Origin of the sequence: Enterobacter cloacae complex sp. ESBL7 (genome assembly GCF_041679625.1) — a bacterium.
Lineage (GTDB): Bacteria > Pseudomonadota > Gammaproteobacteria > Enterobacterales > Enterobacteriaceae > Enterobacter > Enterobacter asburiae_B.
The window spans coordinates 1-22,939 of the sequence record NZ_JBGORN010000002.1; the positions used below are offsets into that span (position 1 = coordinate 1).

General features: G+C 54.6%; 22 protein-coding genes and 2 rRNA genes. 16 read left to right on the forward strand and 8 right to left on the reverse strand.

The features are described from left to right. The 3 genes from ACERY3_RS10165 to ACERY3_RS10175 form a co-directional block, all read left to right on the forward strand. Positions 1-238: ribosomal RNA gene (locus ACERY3_RS10165) — 23S ribosomal RNA — on the forward strand; the annotation flags it as partial. Between the two features lie 69 nt (positions 239-307). Then, positions 308-423, forward strand: a 5S ribosomal RNA gene (rrf, locus tag ACERY3_RS10170). A gap of 209 nt (positions 424-632) precedes the next feature. After that, on the forward strand, positions 633-1,928 hold the full coding sequence (locus ACERY3_RS10175; protein ID WP_373225564.1) for an MFS transporter: 1,296 nt from the start codon (positions 633-635) through the stop codon (positions 1,926-1,928). Here ACERY3_RS10175 and ACERY3_RS10180 read toward each other — a convergent pair. The 5 genes from ACERY3_RS10180 to trxC all read right to left on the reverse strand — a co-directional run bounded on the left by ACERY3_RS10180 (position 1,925) and on the right by trxC (position 7,646). Beyond that, positions 1,925-2,248 carry a YfiM family lipoprotein gene (locus ACERY3_RS10180; RefSeq protein ID WP_373225565.1) on the reverse strand — a complete coding sequence of 108 codons (324 nt, stop codon included), beginning with the start codon at positions 2,246-2,248 and terminating at the stop codon, positions 1,925-1,927. The two genes, ACERY3_RS10175 and ACERY3_RS10180, sit on opposite strands and share 4 nt — an antisense overlap. Positions 2,249-2,293: 45 nt before the next feature. Then, positions 2,294-3,649, reverse strand: a complete 1,356-nt coding sequence (gene pssA, locus ACERY3_RS10185; protein ID WP_023333068.1) for a CDP-diacylglycerol--serine O-phosphatidyltransferase — start codon at positions 3,647-3,649, stop codon at positions 2,294-2,296. A 110-nt stretch (positions 3,650-3,759) separates the two neighbouring features. Continuing rightward, a complete protein-coding gene (gene pat, locus ACERY3_RS10190; RefSeq protein ID WP_087823120.1) occupies positions 3,760-6,423 on the reverse strand; it encodes a protein lysine acetyltransferase in 2,664 nt (887 codons plus the stop codon). A gap of 35 nt (positions 6,424-6,458) precedes the next feature. Next, positions 6,459-7,157 carry a tRNA-uridine aminocarboxypropyltransferase gene (locus ACERY3_RS10195; protein WP_096150465.1) on the reverse strand — a complete coding sequence of 233 codons (699 nt, stop codon included), beginning with the start codon at positions 7,155-7,157 and terminating at the stop codon, positions 6,459-6,461. A gap of 69 nt (positions 7,158-7,226) precedes the next feature. Beyond that, a complete protein-coding gene (gene trxC / locus ACERY3_RS10200; protein ID WP_023308858.1) occupies positions 7,227-7,646 on the reverse strand; it encodes a thioredoxin TrxC in 420 nt (139 codons plus the stop codon). 204 nt (positions 7,647-7,850) lie between these two features. Between trxC and ACERY3_RS10205 the strand changes: the two genes are divergently transcribed. Then, positions 7,851-8,981, forward strand: coding sequence for a tRNA/rRNA methyltransferase (locus tag ACERY3_RS10205; protein ID WP_029741125.1), 1,131 nt, complete (start codon positions 7,851-7,853; stop codon positions 8,979-8,981). 48 nt (positions 8,982-9,029) lie between these two features. Here the strand turns inward: ACERY3_RS10205 and ung are convergent, their stop codons facing one another. Continuing rightward, the gene (gene ung, locus ACERY3_RS10210) at positions 9,030-9,719 is read right to left on the reverse strand and encodes a uracil-DNA glycosylase (protein WP_373225566.1); all 690 of its coding nucleotides are present in this window, start codon (positions 9,717-9,719) and stop codon (positions 9,030-9,032) included. A gap of 314 nt (positions 9,720-10,033) precedes the next feature. Between ung and grcA the strand changes: the two genes are divergently transcribed. Next, positions 10,034-10,417, forward strand: coding sequence for an autonomous glycyl radical cofactor GrcA (gene grcA / locus ACERY3_RS10215; RefSeq protein ID WP_029741127.1), 384 nt, complete (start codon positions 10,034-10,036; stop codon positions 10,415-10,417). Between the two features lie 49 nt (positions 10,418-10,466). Here grcA and srmB read toward each other — a convergent pair whose 3' ends face one another. Continuing rightward, positions 10,467-11,795 (reverse strand): ATP-dependent RNA helicase SrmB, encoded by a 1,329-nt coding sequence (gene srmB / locus ACERY3_RS10220; RefSeq protein ID WP_023308854.1) that lies wholly within the window; start codon positions 11,793-11,795, stop codon positions 10,467-10,469. Positions 11,796-11,927: 132 nt separating this feature from the next. On the opposite strand from srmB, the gene ACERY3_RS10225 reads away from it, so the two are divergent. Further along, positions 11,928-12,665, forward strand: coding sequence for a tRNA1(Val) (adenine(37)-N6)-methyltransferase (locus ACERY3_RS10225; protein WP_373225567.1), 738 nt, complete (start codon positions 11,928-11,930; stop codon positions 12,663-12,665). Here the strand turns inward: ACERY3_RS10225 and nadB are convergent. Continuing rightward, positions 12,650-14,269: an L-aspartate oxidase gene (nadB, locus tag ACERY3_RS10230; protein WP_373225568.1), complete on the reverse strand. Its 1,620-nt coding sequence runs from the start codon at positions 14,267-14,269 to the stop codon at positions 12,650-12,652. The genes ACERY3_RS10225 and nadB overlap by 16 nt on opposite strands. A gap of 340 nt (positions 14,270-14,609) precedes the next feature. Here nadB and rseD point away from each other — a divergent pair, with 340 nt between their 5' ends. The 10 genes from rseD to recO all read left to right on the forward strand — a co-directional run bounded on the left by rseD (position 14,610) and on the right by recO (position 22,881). After that, on the forward strand, positions 14,610-14,696 hold the full coding sequence (gene rseD / locus ACERY3_RS10235) for a rpoE leader peptide RseD (RefSeq protein ID WP_223862639.1): 87 nt from the start codon (positions 14,610-14,612) through the stop codon (positions 14,694-14,696). Then, positions 14,693-15,268 carry an RNA polymerase sigma factor RpoE gene (rpoE, locus tag ACERY3_RS10240; protein ID WP_006176728.1) on the forward strand — a complete coding sequence of 192 codons (576 nt, stop codon included), beginning with the start codon at positions 14,693-14,695 and terminating at the stop codon, positions 15,266-15,268. The genes rseD and rpoE overlap by 4 nt, the downstream gene beginning before the upstream one ends. A 31-nt stretch (positions 15,269-15,299) precedes the next feature. Then, a complete protein-coding gene (rseA, locus tag ACERY3_RS10245; RefSeq protein ID WP_008502186.1) occupies positions 15,300-15,950 on the forward strand; it encodes an anti-sigma-E factor RseA in 651 nt (216 codons plus the stop codon). Then, entirely contained in the window at positions 15,950-16,903 is a 954-nt protein-coding gene (rseB, locus tag ACERY3_RS10250; RefSeq protein ID WP_023308851.1) for a sigma-E factor regulatory protein RseB, read from the forward strand. The genes rseA and rseB overlap by 1 nt, the downstream gene beginning before the upstream one ends. After that, entirely contained in the window at positions 16,900-17,376 is a 477-nt protein-coding gene (gene rseC, locus ACERY3_RS10255) for a SoxR-reducing system protein RseC (protein WP_373225569.1), read from the forward strand. The genes rseB and rseC overlap by 4 nt, the downstream gene beginning before the upstream one ends. Positions 17,377-17,561: 185 nt before the next feature. Continuing rightward, positions 17,562-19,361, forward strand: a complete 1,800-nt coding sequence (lepA, locus tag ACERY3_RS10260; protein ID WP_032659499.1) for a translation elongation factor 4 — start codon at positions 17,562-17,564, stop codon at positions 19,359-19,361. A gap of 15 nt (positions 19,362-19,376) precedes the next feature. Next, positions 19,377-20,351: a signal peptidase I gene (gene lepB, locus ACERY3_RS10265; protein WP_048978831.1), complete on the forward strand. Its 975-nt coding sequence runs from the start codon at positions 19,377-19,379 to the stop codon at positions 20,349-20,351. 222 nt (positions 20,352-20,573) lie between these two features. Continuing rightward, positions 20,574-21,254: a ribonuclease III gene (rnc, locus tag ACERY3_RS10270; RefSeq protein WP_003860711.1), complete on the forward strand. Its 681-nt coding sequence runs from the start codon at positions 20,574-20,576 to the stop codon at positions 21,252-21,254. Beyond that, the gene (gene era / locus ACERY3_RS10275; RefSeq protein WP_006176722.1) at positions 21,251-22,156 is read left to right on the forward strand and encodes a GTPase Era; all 906 of its coding nucleotides are present in this window, start codon (positions 21,251-21,253) and stop codon (positions 22,154-22,156) included. Before rnc ends, era begins: the two co-directional genes overlap by 4 nt. A 17-nt stretch (positions 22,157-22,173) precedes the next feature. Next, positions 22,174-22,881: a DNA repair protein RecO gene (gene recO, locus ACERY3_RS10280; protein ID WP_039263761.1), complete on the forward strand. Its 708-nt coding sequence runs from the start codon at positions 22,174-22,176 to the stop codon at positions 22,879-22,881. Positions 22,882-22,939: the final 58 nt, after the last annotated feature.

Consider the following 22,939-nt stretch of genomic DNA (forward strand, 5'->3'; position numbering starts at 1 on the left):
CGGAGTGGACGCATCACTGGTGTTCGGGTTGTCATGCCAATGGCACTGCCCGGTAGCTAAATGCGGAAAAGATAAGTGCTGAAAGCATCTAAGCACGAAACTTGCCCCGAGATGAGTTCTCCCTGACCCTTTAAGGGTCCTGAAGGAACGTTGAAGACTACGACGTTGATAGGTCGGGTGTGTAAGCGCAGCGATGCGTTGAGCTAACCGATACTAATGAACCGTGAGGCTTAACCTTACAACGCCGAAGCTGTTTCGGCGATGAGACAGAGACGATTTTCAGCCTGATACAGATTAACAGAATTTGCCTGGCGGCTTTAGCGCGGTGGTCCCACCTGACCCCATGCCGAACTCAGAAGTGAAACGCCGTAGCGCCGATGGTAGTGTGGGGTCTCCCCATGTGAGAGTAGGGAACTGCCAGGCATCAATTAGAATAACCCCGTACCGTAAGGTATGGGGTTTTTTGCTTTGTGCTTACCCTCTTTGGCATTTCTCTTAATCCCTTATCCTGCTAATGGAATGTGTGATCCCTGTCGCAATGTCATTTATAACAAAATTATAACATTTCATTTACGAGGTAATTGAGTCTCCTGGCTCAATACGCCGCTGTTTATGGCAGGAGCATAATTACAATGACAGAAAGCATTACATCAAACGGGACGCTGGCTAACAGTGATACCCGAAGAAGGGTATGGGCAATCGTCAGCGCCTCTTCAGGGAATCTGGTTGAATGGTTCGACTTTTACGTCTACTCATTCTGTTCACTCTACTTCGCACATATTTTCTTCCCATCCGGAAACACCACAACGCAGCTGCTACAAACGGCGGGGGTATTTGCCGCAGGGTTTTTAATGCGGCCCATCGGGGGCTGGCTGTTTGGCCGCATTGCGGATCGTCGCGGCCGTAAGGCTTCTATGCTGATCTCGGTGTGCATGATGTGCTTTGGTTCTCTGGTGATCGCCTGCTTACCGAGATATGAATCGATTGGTACCTGGGCACCGGCGCTACTATTACTGGCCCGCTTATTCCAGGGATTATCGGTAGGGGGTGAATACGGTACCAGTGCGACCTACATGAGTGAGATTGCCCTGGAAGGCCGTAAAGGTTTTTACGCCTCATTCCAGTACGTCACGCTGATTGGTGGTCAACTGCTGGCCATTCTTGTGGTTGTGATCCTGCAGCAAATTCTGACGGATGAACAACTTCACGCTTGGGGATGGCGAATTCCTTTCGCGATGGGCGCAGTACTGGCGGTGGTCGCACTTTGGCTACGCCGTCAGTTAGATGAAACCTCTCAGAAGGAAGTCAGAACGCTGAAGGAGGCGGGAACATTCAAAGGGTTATGGCGTAACCGCAAAGCTTTCCTCATGGTGCTGGGCTTTACTGCGGGCGGCTCTCTCAGTTTTTACACGTTCACCACCTACATGCAGAAGTACCTGGTGAACACCACCGGCATGCACGCAAACGTCGCCAGCGTAGTCATGACCGTGGCGCTGTTTGTCTTTATGCTCATACAACCCATTATCGGTGCGCTCTCGGATAAAATCGGTCGACGTACGTCGATGCTGATTTTCGGCGGCCTGTCGGCATTATGTACCGTACCTATTCTGTCGGCCCTTCAGCATGTGACTTCGCCGTATGCGGCGTTTGCGCTGGTGATGCTGGCGATGGTGATTGTCAGTTTCTATACCTCTATCAGCGGAATACTGAAAGCTGAAATGTTCCCGGCGCAGGTACGTGCTTTAGGGGTAGGGCTCTCTTATGCGGTAGCTAATGCGTTGTTTGGCGGATCGGCGGAGTACGTTGCGTTGTCGCTTAAATCATGGGGAAGTGAAACGACATTCTTCTGGTACGTAACGATAATGGGCGCACTGGCCTTTATTGTTTCCCTGATGTTGCATCGCAAAGGGAAAGGCATTCGACTTTAATAGCGCGCCATCTGCCACACGGCATAGCCGGTCGTTGCGCCGGCGACATCCCAGGCGAAATCTTTCCAGCTCCAGCCGCTCCCTGCGGGGCGGCTATCCCACAGTTCTTTTGATGCTCCAAGACTGACTGAGAACATCAACCCTATCGCCGCGCTACGATCCCGGCTGTATCCCTGATGCTGCGCATATTCATTGCCGGCTGCGGACAACATCGCGGAAGCGAGGAAATGCTGGGCTTTATCCTGTCCGGACCAGTTATCGTTAGCCATATGGCTACAGCCACTTAGAAAGAAGACGCTCAGTAACAGAGGAATACGCATCAACGGGCTCCATAAAAAAGCCCTGCGGGTGGCAGGGCCTGGACATTACAGAATACGGCTGATAAGTCGGTCGATACGGATACGACGTAAGCGGCGGATAAGCTTGCGGACTTTTACCGGATAATCGGCAATGCTCTGCAGTTCGCGGTAATGATTAACTACAGTGGTATGCGTGCGAATCAGCTCCAGCTCACGTTCACGTTTTGCGGCTAACTCGTGCTGCGGGTCATGGATCAGGATAGCGTTTTCCAGATCCAGTCGCCACGCGCGTGGGTTCAGGTTATTACCGGTCAGCAGCATCCACTCATCGTCGACCCACATTCCTTTCAGATGGTAAGTGTTGTCCTCATCTTTCCAGAGACGCACAACCAGCTGGTCAGTGTTTACGTAATACTGTAAACGGCTCAGGAAACGGCGCAGGTTGATCTCATAGAGATAAGGCAGGGCACCGATGATTTTGAACGGCTGATCTTCAGGAATGAAGAAGTCGTTTGCAGTTTTATCGCCAACGATGATTTCCACTTTTTTACCGTCGCGCAGCAGCTGAATGATATTACGCACCAGCACGGCAGGAAGGTTGAAGTACGGCGTACAGATGGTGAGTTTCTGCTCTGCACACGGCATCAGATGGAAGATCGTTTTGTTCAGCAGGCTTGATTTGCCGAGCCCTACCAGTGGGGTAACGGATAACTCTTCGTTGTTCGCATCACCCTGGAAATGATAGACCGCATCACGCAGCTCCTGGCGGAAGGCGCGAACATCGTTTTTGATTTCCGGGCTTTTAGGACGCTCAGGATCGTCAAGGCGATTAACACCGCGGCCATGGACCAGATTTTTATCAACCCAGTTAAACATGATATCGGCCATCTGCGGATTACGGATCAGATGGTAGCGGTCGTAGCGATATTTATCGAGCTGATGAAGGTAAACATCATTCAGACTTGCGCCGCTGTAAAGCACGCTGTCATCAATGATGAATCCCTTGAAATGAAGGACGCCGAGCGCTTCACGGGTATTTACCGGGACGCCATAAACAGGCACATCAACGCCAGGATTTTCCTGCGCCGTGCGGCAATACCAGTCAGCATTGGTGTTTGAGGCGGCAGCGCCAATACGGCCACGCTGAGCGCGATGCCAGTCTACCAGCACGCGAACATCAAGCTCCGGACGCTGACGTTTGGCTTCATAGAGCGCGTTCAGGATCGCACGCCCACCTTCATCCTGTTCAAGATAGAGCGCTACAATGCAAATGCGTCGCGTGGCGCTGGCAATCTTTTCCAGAAGCGTCTCCCGAAAATGAGCGGGAGCGTAAAAGAACTCTACATCATCAACTGACTGAGAAATCTTCGGTAGTTGAGCAAGGTGTTGTTGATGTTTATTACGCTTAAATTTTGACAACATCACAGTGCGTTTCTTCTCTGTTCATTGAAGGGTTGTCTGTACCATGCAAACAACATAAGCGGACAATGATACCACCAGTCCCGTCCAAAGTGGGTAACATTTCCAGTAGCTTACTCGCGTTTGTCTGCTGATCTCAGACTGAGGGACAAGGCCACAATACCTTCGTCCAGCTGAATATCAACGTCAAACCCAAGTTTTCGCGCCAGGGTCACCATACCGCGATTGTTAGGCATAGTAATGCCATTGAGGCGTAACAATCCGTGATCTCGCGTATAACTGATGAGTTTTTCCAGCAGCCGTCTCCCCAGACCCAGGCCTTTAAGATCGGAGCGCACCAGCACCGCAAACTCCGCATCGACGTTATCCGGGTCAGAAATAGCACGCGTGACGCCGAGGATCTCATCCCCCTTATCGGAGCGACGAACGGCAACAAACGCCATTTCTCGATCGTAGTCGATCTGGGTCATATTGGCTAAATCATCGTGGGTAAATTCGTTGATTTCGCTAAAATAGCGATAATAAAGATCCTCTTTCGTGACCTGAGAGATAAAGGCCCGCAGCTGGGGCTCATCTTCCGGCAGAATAGGGCGGAACAAGGCGCGTTCTCCATTCTTCATCTCAACCCACTCTTCCAGCTGCAGGGGATACGGGCGGATCGCCAGACGGCTCTCTCTGTCTCCTTCGAATGGCGCGATATCCAGGGTCACGTCCAGCGCCGTAAACTCATTGCCCGAGGCGAGCAGCGGATGAATGTCCAGCCGCTGGATTTCGGCACAATCCACAATCAGGTTAGACACCTGCACCAGGAACTGACTTAACCCGGCTATATCAAGCGGGCGCAGCGCACTCCGGCCACGGATCTTTTTACTTTTAATCGCCTGGATGATCAGATAACGCGCCAGGTTCATGTTCAGCGGCGGTAACGCCACCACGGCCTGCTCCTCCGGACGCCACTCAACGCCACCCTCTCCCAGCATGATGAGCGGGCCGAAGACGGGATCGTGTTCAACCACTACCCGTAATTCCTGAGCCCCTGCGCGGTTTGCCATGCTTTGCACCAGCAATCCGTGGATCCTTGCCTGCGGCCAGGCCATTTTTACCCGGTCGAAAATAGCATCAGCTGCCTGCTGCACCTCAGTCGCCGTACGCAGGTATAACATAACCCCCTGAACATCAGACTTATGCGGAATATCCGGGGAGCGGAGCTTCAGGGCCACCGGATAGCCAATCTGTTCGGCTATATGCACGGCCTCTGCGCTGTCGCTGGCGATCCAGGTCGGCAGGGTTTGCATCCCGTAGCTGCCCAGAATGGGCTGGACCTCATGCGTATCAAGCGAGGTCGCGCCTTCTTCAATGGCCTGCTGCAACAGCCGGTGAACGTCGACGGTGTTCGCCGTCAGATTACCCGGCAAAGCCGGCGTCTCACGCAGCTGTTTCTGGTTGCGGCGATATTCCACCATATGCATAAACGCGGTGATGGTGCCTTCCGGCGTGCGGTAGGTTGGCAGCCCGGCCTCGCTGAACAAGCGCCGCGCCTCCTGAGAGGAAAACTCGCCGCACCAGTTGGTGAGCAGGGTAACGTATTTACCTCGCGGATGGTTGCGCACGGCGTCAATGAGCGCGCGCGCGCTTTCACTGCCCGGCGCGACCGCGCTGGGGGAGTGGATAATCATCAGCGCGTCGAAATCCTGGCTATCCAGCAAAATGGAGATCGCCCTGATGTAGCGGTCGCTGCTGGCGTCATCGCGCAAATCAAGCGGATTGCCGGGCGTCACGCTGGTCGGAAGCGCTTCTTTCAGGCGCTGCAGCGTCTCTTCACTCAGCGTTGCCAGCTTGCCGAAGCGCCGCCACAGCTCGTCCAGCGCGAGCGCGGCAGGGGCCGCACCGTTACTGACAATCATTAGCTTCTCACCGCGCAACGGGCGCATATGGCTTAACGTCTCAACGGCGGAAAAAAGCTCGTGCGTATCCTGTACCCGCAGCAACCCCGCGCGCTGAATGGCGGCGTCCCAGGCGGGATCCATGCCGGAATGAGAATGCAGCAGACGCTGTGCCGCAGGGCTGCGTCCGCTTTTGATCACCAGGATCGGCTTATTGCGCGAAGCGCTTCGCGCAGCCGAGACAAAACGACGCGCGTCGCTGAGGTGCTCAAGATAAAGCAGGATCGCGCTGGTTTTGCCGTCACGCGCCAGAAAATCCAGTAGCTCATCAACGTCGATATCCAGGCTGTCGCCCAGGGCAATGAAGTAGGAGAATCCCATTTCACGCTGCTGCGCCCAGTCGAGGATGGTGTTCGATACCGCAGCCGACTGCGAGATAAACGCCAGTTTGCCTTTGCGGATCGGAACCGGGGAGAAACTGGCATTCAGCCCCTGCCAGGGGGCGAGCAGGCCCAGACTGTTTGGCCCAAGAATGCGCATTTGATAGCGGCTGGCGCAGGCCAGAAGCTCGGCTTTCTGTTCAGGCGGAGACGAGAGAATTATGCAGGTTTTACACCCTTTCTTGCCGAGTGATTCCAGCAGTTCCGGGTTGCGCTTCGCGTTTGTACAGAGTACGGCAAGATCCGGCACGAAAGGCAGGCTTTGTACATCAGGCCATGCAAGTACCCCCTGAACGGCCTTATAAGACGGCGTGACGGGCATGACGGGGCCATTAAATCCCCCGGCCAGCAGATTGCGCATCATCAGATAGCCAGCACGATCCGGCTTCATTGATGCGCCGATAACGGCAATGGATTTAGGACGAAGTAGCGCTTCTAACCCTCGCTGGCTCATGCAGGCCTCCTGTGAATGCAAGCGACCTGATGATTTTAAACGCTTTCTGGCTCGGGCGCTGTGACGCTGCCCTTATGAACGGTTTTTCCCGCCAGATAGCGCTCCCGGAAGCATGAGAAATGGTTGCCCAGGGCACCAGCCGCAGCGGTATCTCCCGCTAAATCCAGAAGCGCAATTGCCACTTCGGCGGTGCAGTATTGCCCGTCAGCATGTGCTTCACGCAGGCGGTAGGCGGAGACGCGGGAAAGATCGACAGAAATCACCGGCAGCGCGTCGAGATACGGGCTTTTGCGAAACATTTTTCGCGCTTCGGTCCAGGTACCGTCCAGCATGATAAACAGCGGTGGTTTACCGGATGGCGGCGCTGAAAGCACCTGGCGATCCACACCTGCATATGACGCGGGGAAGACGACCATCGGCTGGTAGTTCTGGCTGGCCACTAAATCGAGCAGGGCCTGAGGTGGCTCCGTACGGGACCACTGAAACGCGGTGGTATCCGGCAGAATATCGGCGATAAGACGCCCCGTATTGCTGGGTTTCATCGGCTCGGTATCGAACATGACCAGACAAAAACGGCTTTCCGCCGTACTCGGAGCGAGCGTCTCGCACAGACAAACCTTCAGCGGCAGCAGGCAGCGCTGACAGCGGCGAATACGGTTGCCTCGTGCGAGGAACGGTCGGGTGGCGCGCGCAAGGCGTTCGGCGCGTAATTTAAGAACGGCGTTATCAGTCATGGGCGAAATGCAGGAAAAACGCTATTTTCGCAGACGCGGGAGCGGGGCACAAGACGTGCCCCGTGAATGTTACAGCGACTCGTTTAACCAGCTTTCAAAAGGTGCTTTTGGAACCGCACCGTTGAGCATATCGATCACTTCGCCATTTTTGAAAATCATAATGGTCGGGATGCTGCGAATACGAAAACGTGCGCTCAGTTCGGGTTCGGCTTCGGTATTGACCTTAACGAACCGCATTTTTCCGCTGCGCTCTTCGGCCACATCTTCGAAAATCGGCGCGAAGCTACGGCATGGGCCGCACCATGGCGCCCAGAAATCGATCACGACAGGAAGATCGTCCTTGAGGAGTTTGTCCAGCGTAGCACCCGTCGCGTTAATGACATCGCCATCAAATAATTCATGGCCACAACGTCCGCATTTCGCACCATCTTCCATCCGATCGTCCGGAATGCGATTAAGAGCCTGACAGTTGGCACATACGGTATTCATAACTAACCTCTGATAGAGCCGTGGGACAGCGGCACAACGCCGATAATGTTTCTAATATGTTACATATTATCAATGAGCCTGTTTGAAACAACAATGCGTTTTATTCAATGAGAACAATAGTCACAGGCTTTTGTACGAAATTATGGCTATGCGCTGGCACATCGGGTAATCTGCGCGCTTCGCGCAGCGCTGGTGGAGAAAAGCATGAACGACGAAATGAAAAACAAAAGCGGCAAGGTCAAAGTGATGTATGTCCGCAGTGATGATGACTCTGATAAACGCACCCAAAATCCGCGTACCGGAAAAGGTGGCGGGCGTCCGGCGTCTTCTCGTGCAGACGGTGGCCGTCGCCCCGCCCGCGATGACAGAAATAACCGCGGTGATGACCGCAAACGTGACGATCGCAAACGCGATGACCGTCCGCGTTCCGACCGCCCACGCAGTGACCGTCCACGCGACGATCGTCCGCGTGATGACTTCTCACGTGATAACGCCTCCCCGTGGCGCACCGTTTCTCGCGCCCCTGGCGATGAGACGCCGGAAAAAGCCGATCACGGCGGTATCAGCGGTAAAAGCTTTATCGACCCGGAAGTGCTGCGCCGTCAGCGTGCGGAAGAGACCCGCGTGTATGGCGAGAACGCCTGCCAGGCGCTGTTCCTGAGCCGTCCTGAGTGTATCGTCCGCGCCTGGTTTATCCAGAGCGTGACCCCGCGCTTTAAAGAAGCGCTGCGCTGGATGGCCGCGAACCGTAAAGCCTACCACGTGGTTGATGATGCCGAGCTGACCAAAGCGTCCGGCACTGAACACCACGGCGGCGTCTGCTTCCTGATCAAAAAGCGTAACGGCACGACCGTGCAGCAGTGGGTCAGCCAGGCGGATGCCGATGACTGCGTGCTGGCCCTGGAAGATGTGGGCAACCCGCACAACCTGGGCGCAATGATGCGTAGCTGCGCGCACTTTGGCGTGAAAGGCGTGCTGTTGCAGGATGCCGCGCTGCTGGAATCCGGTGCCGCGATCCGTACTGCGGAAGGCGGAGCCGAGCACGTACAGCCGATCACCGGCGACAGCGTTCTGGACGCCCTCGAGCAGTTCCGTAAAGCAGGTTATTCCATCGTGACCACCTCGAGCCATGCCGGTACGCCGCTGTTTAAAGCGACGCTGCCGCGCAAAATGGTGCTGGTGCTGGGTCAGGAACGTGATGGTCTGTCTGACGCGGCGCTCTCCAGTGCGGATCTGAGCGTCTCTATCGACGGAACAGGCAATGTGGAAAGTCTGAACGTATCCGTTGCGACCGGCGTACTGCTGGCCGAATGGTGGCGCCAGAATAAGGCATAATCCATTATGCTTTTTGTATGCCCGGTGAGCCGGGCATACAAACTCTAACTACTCGCTCTCTGCCGGTAATACAGGCATCCAGTCAATCGGCTTTTCGCCACGTTTTTCCAGCCATTCATTCGCCAGAACAAAATGATTACTGCCAAAGAAACCGCGATGTGCAGACAGCGGTGACGGGTGCGGTGCCTTGAGCACGTGATGACGCTGACGATCGATAATCGCCCCTTTCTTCTGCGCGTGAGAACCCCAGAGTAAAAACACCACCCCTTCACGATGCTCGTTGATAAGGCTAATGACTTTATCGGTAAACGTCTCCCAGCCCAGACTGGCGTGCGAGTGCGCCTGGCCCGCCCGTACGGTAAGCACCGTATTCAGTAACAGCACGCCCTGGCGCGCCCAGCTTTCCAGGTAACCGTGGTTTGGCCGGGTAAAACCGGGCACGGTTGCTTCAAGCTCTTTATACATGTTGAGCAGAGAAGGGGGGATCGCCACACCCGGACGAACGGAAAACGCCAGCCCATGCGCCTGCCCGGGGCCGTGATAGGGATCCTGGCCCAGAATGACCACTTTCACATCGCTCAGTTCTGTGTAGCGAAAGGCGTTGAACAGGTCTTTCTGCGGCGGGTAAATCGTCTGTCCGGACTGACGCTCAGCGGCAACGGTGCTGAGAGTATTGATAAAATAAGGCTGCTGCTTTTCTTCTGCCAGCACGTCATGCCAGGTTAAAGGTGTCGTCATCTCGCTCTCCTGCGAATCTCAATCTCTGACTAGCTTACCTGTTTCACCCCGGTGAGCAAAATTACGCGCTGAAATACGTGCTAAGTGGCTAAATTTATTTTGAAAAGATATAGGGTAAGTTGAATTGGTAAGGTTGTGAAATTGATCTAAAACAATAAATTCAAACCACACTCTTTATGTGGTTGGTGTTTTTGTTGATTTAAATCAATAAATCGCCGGGGTGTGAATGTTATATATACACACAAGAAACAATGGTTTTACCAATTGGCCGCGAGAGGCCGACACGAGTTAATGTAGCCTAAGGGAGGCAACACATGATTACAGGTATCCAGATTACTAAAGCTGCAAATGACGATCTGCTCAATTCTTTCTGGCTGCTGGACAGCGAGAAGAACGAAGCGCGCTGCGTCGTTGCGAAAGCGGGTTTTGCTGAAGATGAAATCGTACCGGTAAACAAACTGGGCGAAATCGAATACCGTGAAGTTCCTATGGAAGTGCAGCCGGAAGTGCGCGTGGAAGGGGGTCAGCACCTGAACGTAAACGTGCTGCGCCGCGAAACGCTGATGGATGCCGTTGAGCATCCAGAAAAATACCCACAGCTGACTATCCGCGTGTCCGGCTATGCGGTTCGCTTTAACTCACTGACTCCAGAACAGCAGCGCGACGTTATCGCCCGTACCTTTACTGAAAGCCTGTAACGGCTTCAGCAGGGGGGAATAAAAAAGCCGGGGATTTCCCCGGCTTTTTTTACTCTTCAGTTTTCGTCTCTGGTGCGGCAGAGCTTGGCTTACGGCGCTTACCAATATTTTTGGTATCGCGGTGGCGCTGCTTCACGCGCGGTTTCTCTTTTTCTTTCTCTTTTCTCTCAGCACGTTTTGCGAGTGCTTTCTTGGACGGTTTACCCGTCATCTTTTCACTCGGAGCACGCGTGGTCGGGCGGAGTTCGTCAATAACGCGCGCTTTCAGCGGCTCATCAACATAGCGGCCAATCTTCTGCAGCAGCAGGTAGTCATGCGCTTCGACCAGTGAAATCGCAATCCCTTTGCGGCCCGCGCGGCCGGTACGGCCAATACGGTGCAGGTAGGTATCTCCGCTGCGCGGCATATCGAAGTTAATGACGTGGCTGACGTCAGGGATGTCGATCCCGCGTGCGGCAACGTCAGTCGCAACCAGCACGTTAACGCGGCCATCGGTCAGGCGCTTAATGCCTTCGGTACGCTTGATCTGCGCCATCTCGCCTTCAAGATAGCAGTTGTTGATCCCGGCGTTACGCAGCATTTCAGCCAGCTCGTGCACGCGCTCGCGCTTACGCACAAATACGATTGTGCGCAGAGCATCTTCCTGTTTGAGCAGGTGTTTCAGCAATTCGACCTTGTGCTCAAGGTTGTCCGCGCGGTAGTACCACTGGTGGATCTTCTTACGCTCACGGGTGGACGGCGTCGCCGAGACTTCCACCGGATCTTCCAGCAGACGCTCTGCGAAATCTTTGATCGCTTCCCCTTCGAGGGTGGCAGAGAACAGCATCGTCTGGTTACGCCAGCGCGTTTCCCCTGCAATGTGCTCGATATCCTGTGCGAAGCCCATGTCCAGCATGCGGTCGGCTTCGTCGAGGATCAGCGTTTCAACCGCGCGGCAGTCGAAGTTCTCTTCTTTAATGTACTGCAGCAGGCGGCCCGTCGTCGCAACGACGATGTCCTGGTTTTCGCTGAACACTTCGGCGTGGTTCATGTACGCAACGCCGCCGGTGATGGTGGCGATATCCAGATGAGTATTTGCCGCGAGTTCACGCGCGTGATCGGCAACCTGCATTGCCAGTTCGCGCGTAGGCGTCAGGATTAAAATACGCGGCGGGCCAGATTTTTTACGCGGAAAGTCGAGCAGATGCTGCAACACAGGCAGCAAATAGGCTGCTGTCTTCCCCGTGCCGGTTGGCGCAGAACCGAGCACATCGCGGCCCTCAAGCGCAGGCGGAATGGCCGCTGCCTGAATGGCGGTCGGGCGTGTAAAGCCTTTGCTCTCAAGTGCATTGAGCAGGCTTTCATCGAGTTCAAGTTCGGAAAAAGTCGTTACAGTCATGTTCTACCTCTGTGTGGGGCGCTGATTATAGACGTTACGGCTGTAATCTTCATCTGTTTGTATGGATATCGCTTTTCGGCCACTTCGCTTTCCCCTATGCTACTCCAGTTTCACTTAGAAGGTTGCCCTGACATGTCTCAACTCAAAGCGCAGCTGCGCCGCGATGGTTTTACGTTTAAACAATTTTTTGTCGCGCACGATCGCTGTGCCATGAAGGTCGGTACTGACGGTATTTTACTGGGAGTATGGGCGCCTGTCGCAGGTGTTAAGCGTATTCTTGATATCGGTACCGGCAGCGGGCTGGTGGCGCTGATGCTGGCGCAGCGTACGGAAGAACATGTCATCATTGATGCCGTCGAACTGGACGCGCAGGCCGCAGAACAGGCGAGTGACAATATGGCCGAATCTCCCTGGGCAGCCCGAATGAAAGTGGAATGCGCAGATGTGCTCGCCTGGGCGCCTGAACAAACCGCGCGTTACGATCTGATTGTCAGCAACCCTCCCTACTACGAGCCCGGCGTTGAGTGCGGGACACCCGAGCGTGAACAGGCGCGTTATACCGGCTCCCTCGATCATAAAGCGCTGCTCACCAGTGCGGCAGAACTCATCTCCGAAGAAGGTTTTTTCTGTGTGGTCCTGCCAGAGAGTACCGGCAACACGTTCATCGGCATCGCGCAGGAGATCGGCTGGACGTTACGTCTGCGTACCGATATTTCGGATACGGAAGGTCGACTGCCGCACCGCGTGCTGCTGGCTCTGTCGCCAAAAGAGGGTGAATGCTTTAATGACCGAATGGTGATCCGTGGGCCAGACCAGCGCTATTCCGAAGATTACACTGCTCTGACCCAGGCATTTTATCTGTTTATGTAAACCTGCGGGGCGAGTATCGACGGGCCGGATTCAGCAAGCTGATCCGGGTAGTCCAGGGTATAGTGCAGCCCGCGGCTCTCTTTACGCATCATCGCGCAGCGAACAATCAGCTCGGCAACCTGCACCAGATTGCGCAGTTCCAGCAGATTATTGGATACGCGGAAATTAGCATAATACTCATCAATTTCCTGCTGCAGCATGGTGATGCGGCGCAAGGCGCGTTCCAGGCGTTTCGTGGTGCGCACAATCCCCACGTAGTCCCACATAAACAGCCGTAGCTCATGCCAGTTGTGCTGGATAACGACCAGTTCGTCCGGATTATCCACGCGGCTTTCATCCCAGGCAGGCAGGTGCTCTGTCTCGCGGGCGTAAGGCATGCGCTTCGTGATGTCTTCCGCCGCCGACCAGCCGTACACCAGACACTCAAGCAGCGAGTTAGAGGCCATACGGTTCGCGCCGTGAAGTCCGGTATAGCTGACTTCACCGATAGCATACAGACCGTCTACGTCAGTACGTCCATGATCGTCAACCATTACGCCACCGCAGGTATAGTGGGCCGCTGGCACGATGGGCACCGGGCCGCGCGTTAAATCAATGCCAAGATTGAGCAGCTTCTCATAAATCATCGGGAAATGCTGGCGAATGAACTCTGCTGGCTTATGGCTGATATCGAGATACATGCAGTCTACGCCAAGGCGCTTCATTTCATGATCGATGGCGCGGGCAACGATGTCACGCGGGGCCAGTTCACCCCGGGCGTCAAAGTCGGGCATAAAGCGGGAGCCATCAGGGCGCTTCAGATAAGCGCCTTCACCGCGCAGGGCTTCCGTCAGCAGGAAGTTGCGCGCCTGAGGGTGGAACAGGGCGGTGGGGTGAAACTGATTAAACTCGAGGTTTGCCACCCGGCAGCCAGCGCGCCAGGCCATCGCGATTCCGTCTCCGGAGGCAATGTCCGGGTTCGTGGTGTACTGATACACCTTGGAGGCACCGCCCGTCGCCAGCACCACAGCCTTCGCCCGGCAGGTTTCCACCTTCTCTTTATTACGGTTCCAGACCCAGGCACCCACCACGCGACGCGTGCCGGGCAGGCCAATCTTGTCAGAGATAATCAGATCAACGGCATTGCTTCGCTCGAGAACCCGAATATTAGGATGGTTCAGCGCTTTGCTGACCAGCGTGGTTTCCACTTCTTTTCCGGTGGCATCCGCTGCGTGCAGGATGCGGCGGTGGCTATGGCCGCCTTCGCGAGTCAGGTGGTAGCTCTCTTCACCGTTGGGTTGAACCTGAGTATCGAACAAGACGCCCTGGTCGATGAGCCACTGAACGCAGTGACGGGCATTGCTGGCGACAAACTCTGCGGCGTGTGCATCCACGATCCCGGCTCCGGCAATGAGCGTATCTTCGACGTGGGAAGCAATGCTGTCTGTCTCATCAAACACGGCGGCAATGCCGCCCTGGGCATAAAACGTGGAACCTTCACTTATCGGTCCTTTACTCAGAACGATAACGTTTTGATGCTCGGCCAGGCGCAGCGCCAGAGAGAGACCGGCAGCGCCGCTGCCGATGATCAGTACATCACAATGGAGTTCAGGTGTTGTGTTCATGATTGTTGTTTAATTTACTAAACAGTGTTAGGTCAGAATAGCACCTGAATGCGATATATCGCACGTATTTTTTTAGAGGTTGTCGCAATGGCTAAACGCGTAAGCGGAGGTAAACGAAGGGTAAATGAGTGAAATTATTTTGCGAAGCAGATCGTTAGCGTCAGATTTTGTGGTGAAATAAAGCCTGTGTTGCGTTACTCTTCTGGCGGGAAAAAGATGTTTCTTGTCATAAAGTGGTGCGTATCGTGAACAGACTTATAATGAGAGAAAATAAACGGTCTGCGGCGCGATGAACAAAAACAAAGGCGTTACGGAACTTATTGAAGATCAGACACTCTAAATGGTGCTTGCTCAAAGTGCGGTATTTTTAGAGTGGCGTTTCGATAACGCGTGGAATTTAGGTTTGGGGAGACATTACCTCGGATGAGCGAGCAGTTAACGGACCAGGTCCTGGTTGAACGGGTCCAGAAGGGAGATCAGAAAGCCTTTAACCTACTGGTGGTCCGCTACCAGCATAAGGTGGCGAGCCTGGTTTCCCGCTATGTACCGTCAGGCGATGTGCCTGATGTGGTGCAAGAGTCTTTTATTAAGGCCTATCGCGCGCTGGATTCTTTCCGGGGAGATAGTGCTTTTTATACGTGGCTGTACCGTATTGCGGTCAATACGGCAAAGAATTATCTGGTCGCTCAGGGCCGTCGTCCGCCTTCAAGTGATGTGGACGCAATCGACGCCGAAAACTTCGAAAGCGGCGGCGCATTGAAAGAAATTTCGAACCCTGAGAACTTAATGTTGTCAGAAGAACTGAGACAAATCGTTTTTCGCACGATCGAGTCGCTTCCGGAAGATTTACGTATGGCAATTACGTTACGGGAGCTGGATGGTCTGAGCTATGAAGAGATAGCCGCTATCATGGATTGTCCGGTCGGCACGGTACGTTCACGAATTTTCCGTGCGCGAGAAGCTATTGATAATAAAGTTCAACCGCTTATCAGGCGTTGACGATAGCGGGATACTGGAAAAGGTATTAGGCATGCAGAAAGAAAAACTTTCCGCTTTAATGGATGGTGAAACGGTGGATAGTGAGCTGCTCAACGAGCTGTCTCATTCACCCGAAATGCAAGAGACCTGGGAGAGTTACCATCTCATCCGTGACACCCTTCGCGGTGACACCGGCGAGGTTCTCCATTTCGATATCTCAGCCCGCGTCATGGCGGCGATCGAGAATGAGCCTGTTCATCAGACCACTCCGCTGATTCCTGAAGCTCAACCCGCGCCTCACCAGTGGCAGAAAATGCCGTTCTGGCAAAAGGTGCGTCCGTGGGCCAGCCAGCTTACCCAAATGGGTGTGGCTGCATGCGTATCGCTTGCAGTTATTGTTGGCGTCCAGCACTATAATACTCAGTCTGAAACTAATCAGCAGCCAGAAGCGCCAGTGTTTAACACACTGCCGATGATGGGCAAAGCCAGCCCGGTAAGCCTGGGCGTACCGGCTGATGCATCCGCCAGCGGCGGCCAGCAACAGCAGGTTCAGGAGCAGCGCCGTCGCATTAATGCGATGTTGCAGGATTACGAGTTGCAGCGTCGTCTGCACTCCGAACAGCTTCAGTTTGAGCAGGCGCAGACACAGCAAGCTGCTGTGCAGGTGCCCGGAAACCAAACTTTAGGAACGCAATCGCAGTAATGAAGCAACTTTGGTTCGCCATGTCTTTGATGGCGGGTAGCCTGTTCTTCTCTGCCAACGCCTCGGCTGATGTTTCATCCGGGGCGTTGTTGCAGCAAATGAATCTGGCCAGCCAGTCACTCAATTATGAGTTGGCATTTATCAGCATCAATAAGCAGGGCGTCGAGTCGTTACGCTATCGTCATGCCCGTCTTGATAACCAGCCGCTCGCCCAGCTTTTACAGATGGATGGCCCGCGTCGGGAAGTGGTCCAGCGTGGTAATGAAATCAGCTATTTCGAGCCAGGCCTGGAGCCTTTCACGCTGAATGGCGACTATATCGTTGATTCCCTGCCGTCACTCATTTACACCGACTTCAAACGGCTTGCCCCTTACTACGATTTTATTTCGGTAGGGCGTACCCGCATCGCGGACAGACTGTGCGAGGTAATTCGCGTTGTTGCCCGGGACGGAACGCGCTACAGCTATATCGTCTGGATTGATGCCGAAACCAAACTCCCCATGCGTGTTGACCTGCTCGACCGTGACGGTGAAACGCTGGAACAGTTCCGGGTTATCTCCTTCAGCGTGAACAATCAGGTTGGCAACAGCATGCAGAATCTGGCTAAGGCCAGTCTGCCGCCGCTGCTTTCTGTTCCTGCCGGGGATTCCGTTAATTTCAACTGGGTGCCTGCCTGGATCCCGCAAGGGTTTAGCGAAGTGTCCAGCAGCCGTCGTCAGCTGCCAACGATTGAAACGCCGGTAGAATCGCGCCTCTATTCGGATGGTTTGTTCAGCTTCTCGGTGAATATCAATCGCGCAACGGCAAACAGCGCCGAACAAATGCTGCGTACCGGGCGCCGTACGGTGAGTACAACGGTACGCGATAACGCAGAGATCACCATTGTGGGAGAACTCCCTCCGCAGACGGCAAAGCGCATCTCCGACAGCATTAAATTCAGGGCTGCACAATGATCAAAGAGTGGGCGACGGTTGTCTCCTGGCAAAACGGCATTGCGCTGGTGAGCTGCGATGTTAAAGCCTCATGTAATAGCTGCGCATCACGCGCCGGCTGCGGCAGCCGCGTGCTGAATAAGCTCGGGCCACAAACATCGCACACGATTTCTGTGCCAAGCGAACAGCCGCTGATGGCGGGGCAGAAGGTGGAACTGGGCATCGCGGAAGGCAGCCTGCTCAGCTCCGCTATGCTGGTGTATCTCTCTCCGCTGGTCGGCCTGTTTATTATGGGCGGGCTTTTTCAGATGCTGTTTGGTACCGATGTGGCCGCTATGTGCGGTGCCGCATTGGGTGGCGTGGGGGGATTCTGGCTTGCCAAAGGGCTCTCTCCGACGCTCGCCGCACGCGAGGAGTGGCAGCCTGTCATTCTCAGCGTTGGGCTGGCGCCAGACCAGCTTCGTGTTGAAACGTTCTCTTCTGAGGCCCGGTGATCCATCGGGCTTTATCATTTTTTACACCCTAAAACAGAAAACGGCCTTTCTTCACGCTATACCTGCTTCTAAGTGCATTTCCAGGTAGCGAGGATGTAGTGTAGAATGCTGCGTTTTCGCACTGAAAAACGTCAGGCTAAGAACAGCGGCCTCCAGGAATTCGTAAGGCATAATTATTTAACTATATGAAGAACATACGTAACTTTTCGATCATTGCTCACATTGACCACGGTAAGTCGACGCTGTCTGACCGTATTATCCAGATTTGCGGTGGCCTGTCTGATCGTGAAATGGAAGCCCAGGTTCTGGACTCCATGGACCTGGAACGCGAACGCGGTATCACCATTAAAGCGCAGAGCGTTACGCTTGATTACAAAGCGGCTGATGGTGAAACCTATCAACTGAACTTTATCGACACCCCAGGCCACGTTGACTTCTCCTATGAGGTTTCACGCTCGCTCGCGGCCTGTGAAGGCGCGCTGCTGGTGGTGGATGCCGGGCAGGGCGTTGAAGCCCAGACCCTGGCAAACTGCTACACCGCGATGGAAATGGATCTCGAAGTTGTGCCGGTTCTGAACAAGATCGACCTGCCAGCCGCCGATCCTGAACGCGTAGCGGAAGAGATTGAAGATATTGTCGGCATTGACGCGACCGATGCCGTGCGCTGCTCCGCGAAAACCGGTGTGGGCGTGACCGACGTGCTGGAACGCCTGGTGCGTGACATTCCTGCCCCGGAAGGCGATCCGGATGGTCCGCTGCAGGCGCTGATTATCGACTCCTGGTTCGATAACTACCTGGGCGTTGTCTCGTTGGTGCGCATTAAAAACGGCACCATGCGTAAAGGCGACAAAATTAAGGTAATGAGTACCGGACAGGTCTACAACGCAGACCGTCTGGGCATCTTTACGCCAAAACAGGTTGACCGTACCGAGCTGAGATGCGGCGAGGTAGGCTGGCTGGTCTGCGCCATTAAAGACATCCTCGGCGCGCCGGTGGGCGATACCCTGACCGGTGCACGTAACCCGGCAGATAAAGCGCTGCCAGGCTTTAAAAAGGTGAAACCGCAGGTTTACGCGGGTCTGTTCCCGGTCAGCTCTGACGACTACGAAAACTTCCGTGACGCGCTCGGTAAACTGAGCCTGAACGATGCTTCCCTGTTCTACGAGCCAGAAAGCTCAACGGCGCTGGGCTTCGGCTTCCGCTGTGGCTTCCTCGGTCTGCTGCACATGGAGATCATTCAGGAACGTCTGGAGCGTGAATACGATCTGGATCTGATCACCACGGCGCCGACGGTAGTCTATGAAGTTGAAACCACCTCGAAAGAAGTGATCTACGTCGATAGCCCGTCCAAGCTGCCGCCGCTGAACAACATTCAGGAGCTGCGTGAGCCTATTGCAGAGTGTCACATGCTGCTGCCGCAGGAATTCCTGGGGAACGTCATTACGCTGTGTATTGAGAAGCGTGGCGTGCAGACCAACATGGTTTACCACGGTAACCAGGTGGCGCTGACCTATGAGATCCCGATGGCGGAAGTGGTACTCGACTTCTTCGACCGTCTGAAGTCGACCTCCCGTGGCTATGCGTCACTGGATTACAACTTCAAACGCTTCCAGGCCTCCAACATGGTGCGTGTGGACGTGCTGATCAACGGCGAGCGTGTGGATGCGCTGGCGCTGATCACCCACAACGACAATGCGCCGTACCGCGGCCGCGAGCTGGTTGAGAAGATGAAAGATCTGATCCCGCGTCAGCAGTTCGATATCGCGATTCAGGCGGCCATTGGCAACCACATCATCGCGCGTTCCACCGTGAAACAGCTGCGTAAAAACGTTCTGGCCAAGTGCTATGGCGGTGACGTCAGCCGTAAGAAAAAGCTGCTGCAGAAGCAGAAAGAAGGTAAGAAGCGTATGAAGCAGGTCGGTAACGTCGAGCTGCCGCAGGAAGCATTCCTTGCCATCCTTCATGTTGGTAAAGACGGCAAATAACCCTAAGGAGTTGGCATGGCGAACATGTTTGCCCTGATTCTGGTCATTGCTACCCTGGTGACAGGTCTGCTGTGGTGTCTGGATAAGTTTATCTTCGCCCCAAAACGTCGTGAACGTCAGGCTGCCGCTCAGGCAGCCACTGGTGATGAGATTGACGCGAAAACCCTGAAGAAAGTCGGCCCGAAACCGGGCTGGCTGGAAACGGGCGCCTCGGTATTTCCGGTGCTGGCAATTGTGCTGGTGGTACGTTCGTTTATTTACGAGCCGTTCCAAATCCCATCAGGTTCAATGATGCCAACGCTGCTGATTGGTGATTTTATTCTGGTAGAGAAGTTTGCCTACGGCATTAAAGATCCTATCTACCAGAAAACGCTGATCGAAACCGGTCATCCGAAACGTGGCGACATCGTGGTGTTTAAATATCCGGAAGATCCGCGCCTGGACTACATCAAGCGTGCGGTAGGTCTGCCGGGTGATAAAGTCACTTACGATCCGGTTGCGAAAGAAGTCACCGTTCAGCCGGGCTGCAGCTCCGGTACAGCATGTGAAAACGCGCTGCCAATCACTTACTCAAACGTTGAGCCAAGTGATTTTGTGCAGACCTTTGCTCGTCGTAACGGCGGCGAAGCGACCAGCGGATTCTTCCAGGTACCGAAAGGTGAAACCAAAGAGGACGGCATCCGTCTGGTTGAGCGCAAAGAGACGCTGGGCGATGTGACGCACCGAATCCTCACCGTGCCAATCGCGCAGGATCAGCTGGGTATGTACTATCGCCAGCCGGGCCAGCAGCTGGCGAGCTGGATTGTACCGCCAGGACATTACTTCATGATGGGTGATAACCGCGATAACTCTGCGGACAGCCGTTACTGGGGCTTTGTGCCGGAAGCGAATCTGGTCGGTAAAGCCACCGCCATCTGGATGAGTTTTGAGAAGCAGGAAGGCGAATGGCCGACCGGTGTACGCCTGAATCGTATCGGCGGAATCCATTAATTCTCAATAAATGAACGCGTAGCCGCTTTAATTAGCGGCTACGTGAATTATTTCCACGATAAATCTCTTCGAACTAACGACATCCCCTGTCGTTGTGTATAGAATATTCCCCCGAAGTTTAAGGTTGGCCCTGCAAGGGTGCCACGGCACACGAAACCGCGTTGGTTTTCTCAGGTCGGTTTCGTGTGCTGCATTTTTGACGCATTCATTTATTGGTATCGCATGAACCCCATCGTAATTAATCGGCTTCAACGGAAGCTGGGCTACACTTTTCATCATCAGGAGTTGTTGCAACAGGCATTAACCCACCGCAGTGCCAGCAGCAAACATAATGAGCGTCTCGAGTTTTTAGGCGACTCTATTTTAAGTTTCGTGATTGCGAATGCGCTTTATCATCGTTTCCCGCGTGTGGACGAGGGTGATATGAGCCGCATGCGTGCCACGCTGGTTCGGGGTAATACCCTTGCGGAAATCGCGCGCGAATTTGAGCTGGGCGAATGTCTGCGTCTTGGACCGGGTGAACTGAAAAGCGGCGGCTTCCGTCGTGAATCTATTCTTGCCGATACGGTCGAAGCATTAATTGGTGGTGTGTTCCTGGACAGCGATATCCAGACCGTAGAAAAGCTGATCCTGAACTGGTATCAGACCCGTCTGGACGAAATCAGCCCGGGCGATAAACAAAAAGATCCGAAAACGCGTCTGCAGGAATATTTGCAGGGTCGTCATCTGCCGCTGCCGTCTTATCTGGTGGTGCAGGTGCGTGGCGAAGCGCACGATCAGGAATTTACCATCCATTGCCAGGTCAGTGGCCTGAGTGAACCGGTGGTGGGCACAGGTTCAAGCCGTCGTAAGGCTGAACAGGCTGCCGCCGAACAGGCGTTAAAAATGCTGGAGCTGGAATGAGCGAAGAGAAAACCTATTGCGGATTTATTGCCATCGTCGGACGTCCGAACGTTGGCAAATCCACCCTGCTGAATAATCTGCTTGGGCAGAAGATTTCAATCACCTCGCGTAAGGCGCAAACCACGCGTCACCGCATCGTCGGCATCCATACTGAAGGCGCGTATCAGGCGATCTACGTCGATACCCCTGGCCTGCACATGGAAGAGAAGCGCGCCATCAACCGCCTGATGAACAAGGCGGCGAGCAGCTCGATCGGCGACGTAGAGCTGGTGATTTTCGTTGTGGAAGGCACCCGCTGGACGCCGGACGACGAGATGGTGCTGAACAAGCTGCGTGACGGCAAAACGCCGGTCATCCTGGCGGTCAACAAAGTGGATAACGTGCAGGAAAAGGCCGACCTGCTGCCGCATCTGCAGTGGCTCGGTAGCCAGATGAACTTCCTTGATATCGTTCCGCTGTCTGCTGAGACCGGCCTGAACGTGGATACCATCGCGGGCATCGTGCGGAAGCATCTGCCGGAAGCGATTCATCACTTCCCGGAAGACTACATCACCGATCGCTCTCAGCGCTTTATGGCGTCTGAAATCATCCGTGAAAAGCTGATGCGTTTCCTGGGTGCTGAACTGCCTTACTCCGTAACGGTAGAGATCGAGCGTTTCCAGACCAACGAGCGCGGTGGTTACGATATCAACGGCCTGATCCTCGTTGAGCGCGAAGGGCAGAAGAAGATGGTGATCGGCAACAAAGGGGCCAAGATCAAAACCATCGGTATCGAAGCCCGTAAGGACATGATGGAGATGTTCGAAGCGCCGGTTCACCTCGAACTGTGGGTGAAAGTGAAATCTGGCTGGGCCGATGATGAGCGTGCTCTGCGCAGCCTCGGTTACGGCGAAGACCAGTAACTTAAGACGACGAGCATATGGATGGATGGCAGCGCGCCTTTGTCCTGCATAGTCGTCCCTGGAGCGAAACCAGCCTCATGCTGGACGTCTTCACGGAAGAGTCGGGCCGCGTGCGCCTTGTTGCGAAAGGCGCACGTTCCAAACGTTCTAACCTGAAAGGTGCCCTACAGCCTTTCACGCCGCTGCTGGTACGCTTCGGTGGGCGAGGGGAAGTGAAAACCCTGCGCAGTGCCGAAGCCGTCTCCCTGGCGCTTCCTCTTTCCGGCATCACGCTCTACAGCGGTCTGTATGTCAACGAACTCATCTCACGCGTTCTTGAACATGAGACCCGCTTCTCTGAACTTTTCTTCGATTATCTGCACTGTATCCAGTCGCTGGCTGGCGCAACCGGCACGCCCGAACCCGCATTGCGTCGTTTTGAACTGGCGCTGCTGGGCCACCTCGGATACGGCGTAGATTTTCTGCACTGCGCGGGCAGCGGTGATGAGATAGAAGACACCATGACCTACCGCTACCGCGAAGAAAAGGGCTTCATTGCCAGTATCGTGATAGACAACAGCACCTTTACCGGGCGCCAGCTCCGGGCGCTGTATGAGCGCGAGTTTCCCGATCTGGACACCCTGCGCGCAGCAAAACGCTTTACCCGGATTGCCCTCAAGCCGTATCTTGGCGGCAAGCCCTTAAAGAGCCGCGAATTATTCAGGCAGTTTGTGCCGAAACGTTAACGTTTTACCCCTCACCCCAGCCCTCTCCCGGAGGGAGAGGGGGAAGAGAAATGAACCA

Coding starts and splice junctions, on each gene's coding strand:
- pssA (WP_023333068.1), bottom strand. CDS start 3,649: ATGTTGTCAAAATTTAAGCGTAATAAACATCAACAACACCTTGCTCAA.
- lepB (WP_048978831.1), top strand. CDS start 19,377: ATGGCGAACATGTTTGCCCTGATTCTGGTCATTGCTACCCTGGTGACA.
- rseD (WP_223862639.1), top strand. CDS start 14,610: ATGGTGCTTGCTCAAAGTGCGGTATTTTTAGAGTGGCGTTTCGATAAC.
- ACERY3_RS10175 (WP_373225564.1), top strand. CDS start 633: ATGACAGAAAGCATTACATCAAACGGGACGCTGGCTAACAGTGATACC.
- rpoE (WP_006176728.1), top strand. CDS start 14,693: ATGAGCGAGCAGTTAACGGACCAGGTCCTGGTTGAACGGGTCCAGAAG.
- ung (WP_373225566.1), bottom strand. CDS start 9,719: ATGACGACACCTTTAACCTGGCATGACGTGCTGGCAGAAGAAAAGCAG.
- trxC (WP_023308858.1), bottom strand. CDS start 7,646: ATGAATACCGTATGTGCCAACTGTCAGGCTCTTAATCGCATTCCGGAC.
- grcA (WP_029741127.1), top strand. CDS start 10,034: ATGATTACAGGTATCCAGATTACTAAAGCTGCAAATGACGATCTGCTC.
- recO (WP_039263761.1), top strand. CDS start 22,174: ATGGATGGATGGCAGCGCGCCTTTGTCCTGCATAGTCGTCCCTGGAGC.
- lepA (WP_032659499.1), top strand. CDS start 17,562: ATGAAGAACATACGTAACTTTTCGATCATTGCTCACATTGACCACGGT.
- srmB (WP_023308854.1), bottom strand. CDS start 11,795: ATGACTGTAACGACTTTTTCCGAACTTGAACTCGATGAAAGCCTGCTC.
- rseC (WP_373225569.1), top strand. CDS start 16,900: ATGATCAAAGAGTGGGCGACGGTTGTCTCCTGGCAAAACGGCATTGCG.
- era (WP_006176722.1), top strand. CDS start 21,251: ATGAGCGAAGAGAAAACCTATTGCGGATTTATTGCCATCGTCGGACGT.
- ACERY3_RS10195 (WP_096150465.1), bottom strand. CDS start 7,157: ATGACTGATAACGCCGTTCTTAAATTACGCGCCGAACGCCTTGCGCGC.
- ACERY3_RS10180 (WP_373225565.1), bottom strand. CDS start 2,248: ATGCGTATTCCTCTGTTACTGAGCGTCTTCTTTCTAAGTGGCTGTAGC.
- nadB (WP_373225568.1), bottom strand. CDS start 14,269: ATGAACACAACACCTGAACTCCATTGTGATGTACTGATCATCGGCAGC.
- rseB (WP_023308851.1), top strand. CDS start 15,950: ATGAAGCAACTTTGGTTCGCCATGTCTTTGATGGCGGGTAGCCTGTTC.
- ACERY3_RS10205 (WP_029741125.1), top strand. CDS start 7,851: ATGAACGACGAAATGAAAAACAAAAGCGGCAAGGTCAAAGTGATGTAT.
- rnc (WP_003860711.1), top strand. CDS start 20,574: ATGAACCCCATCGTAATTAATCGGCTTCAACGGAAGCTGGGCTACACT.
- pat (WP_087823120.1), bottom strand. CDS start 6,423: ATGAGCCAGCGAGGGTTAGAAGCGCTACTTCGTCCTAAATCCATTGCC.
- ACERY3_RS10225 (WP_373225567.1), top strand. CDS start 11,928: ATGTCTCAACTCAAAGCGCAGCTGCGCCGCGATGGTTTTACGTTTAAA.
- rseA (WP_008502186.1), top strand. CDS start 15,300: ATGCAGAAAGAAAAACTTTCCGCTTTAATGGATGGTGAAACGGTGGAT.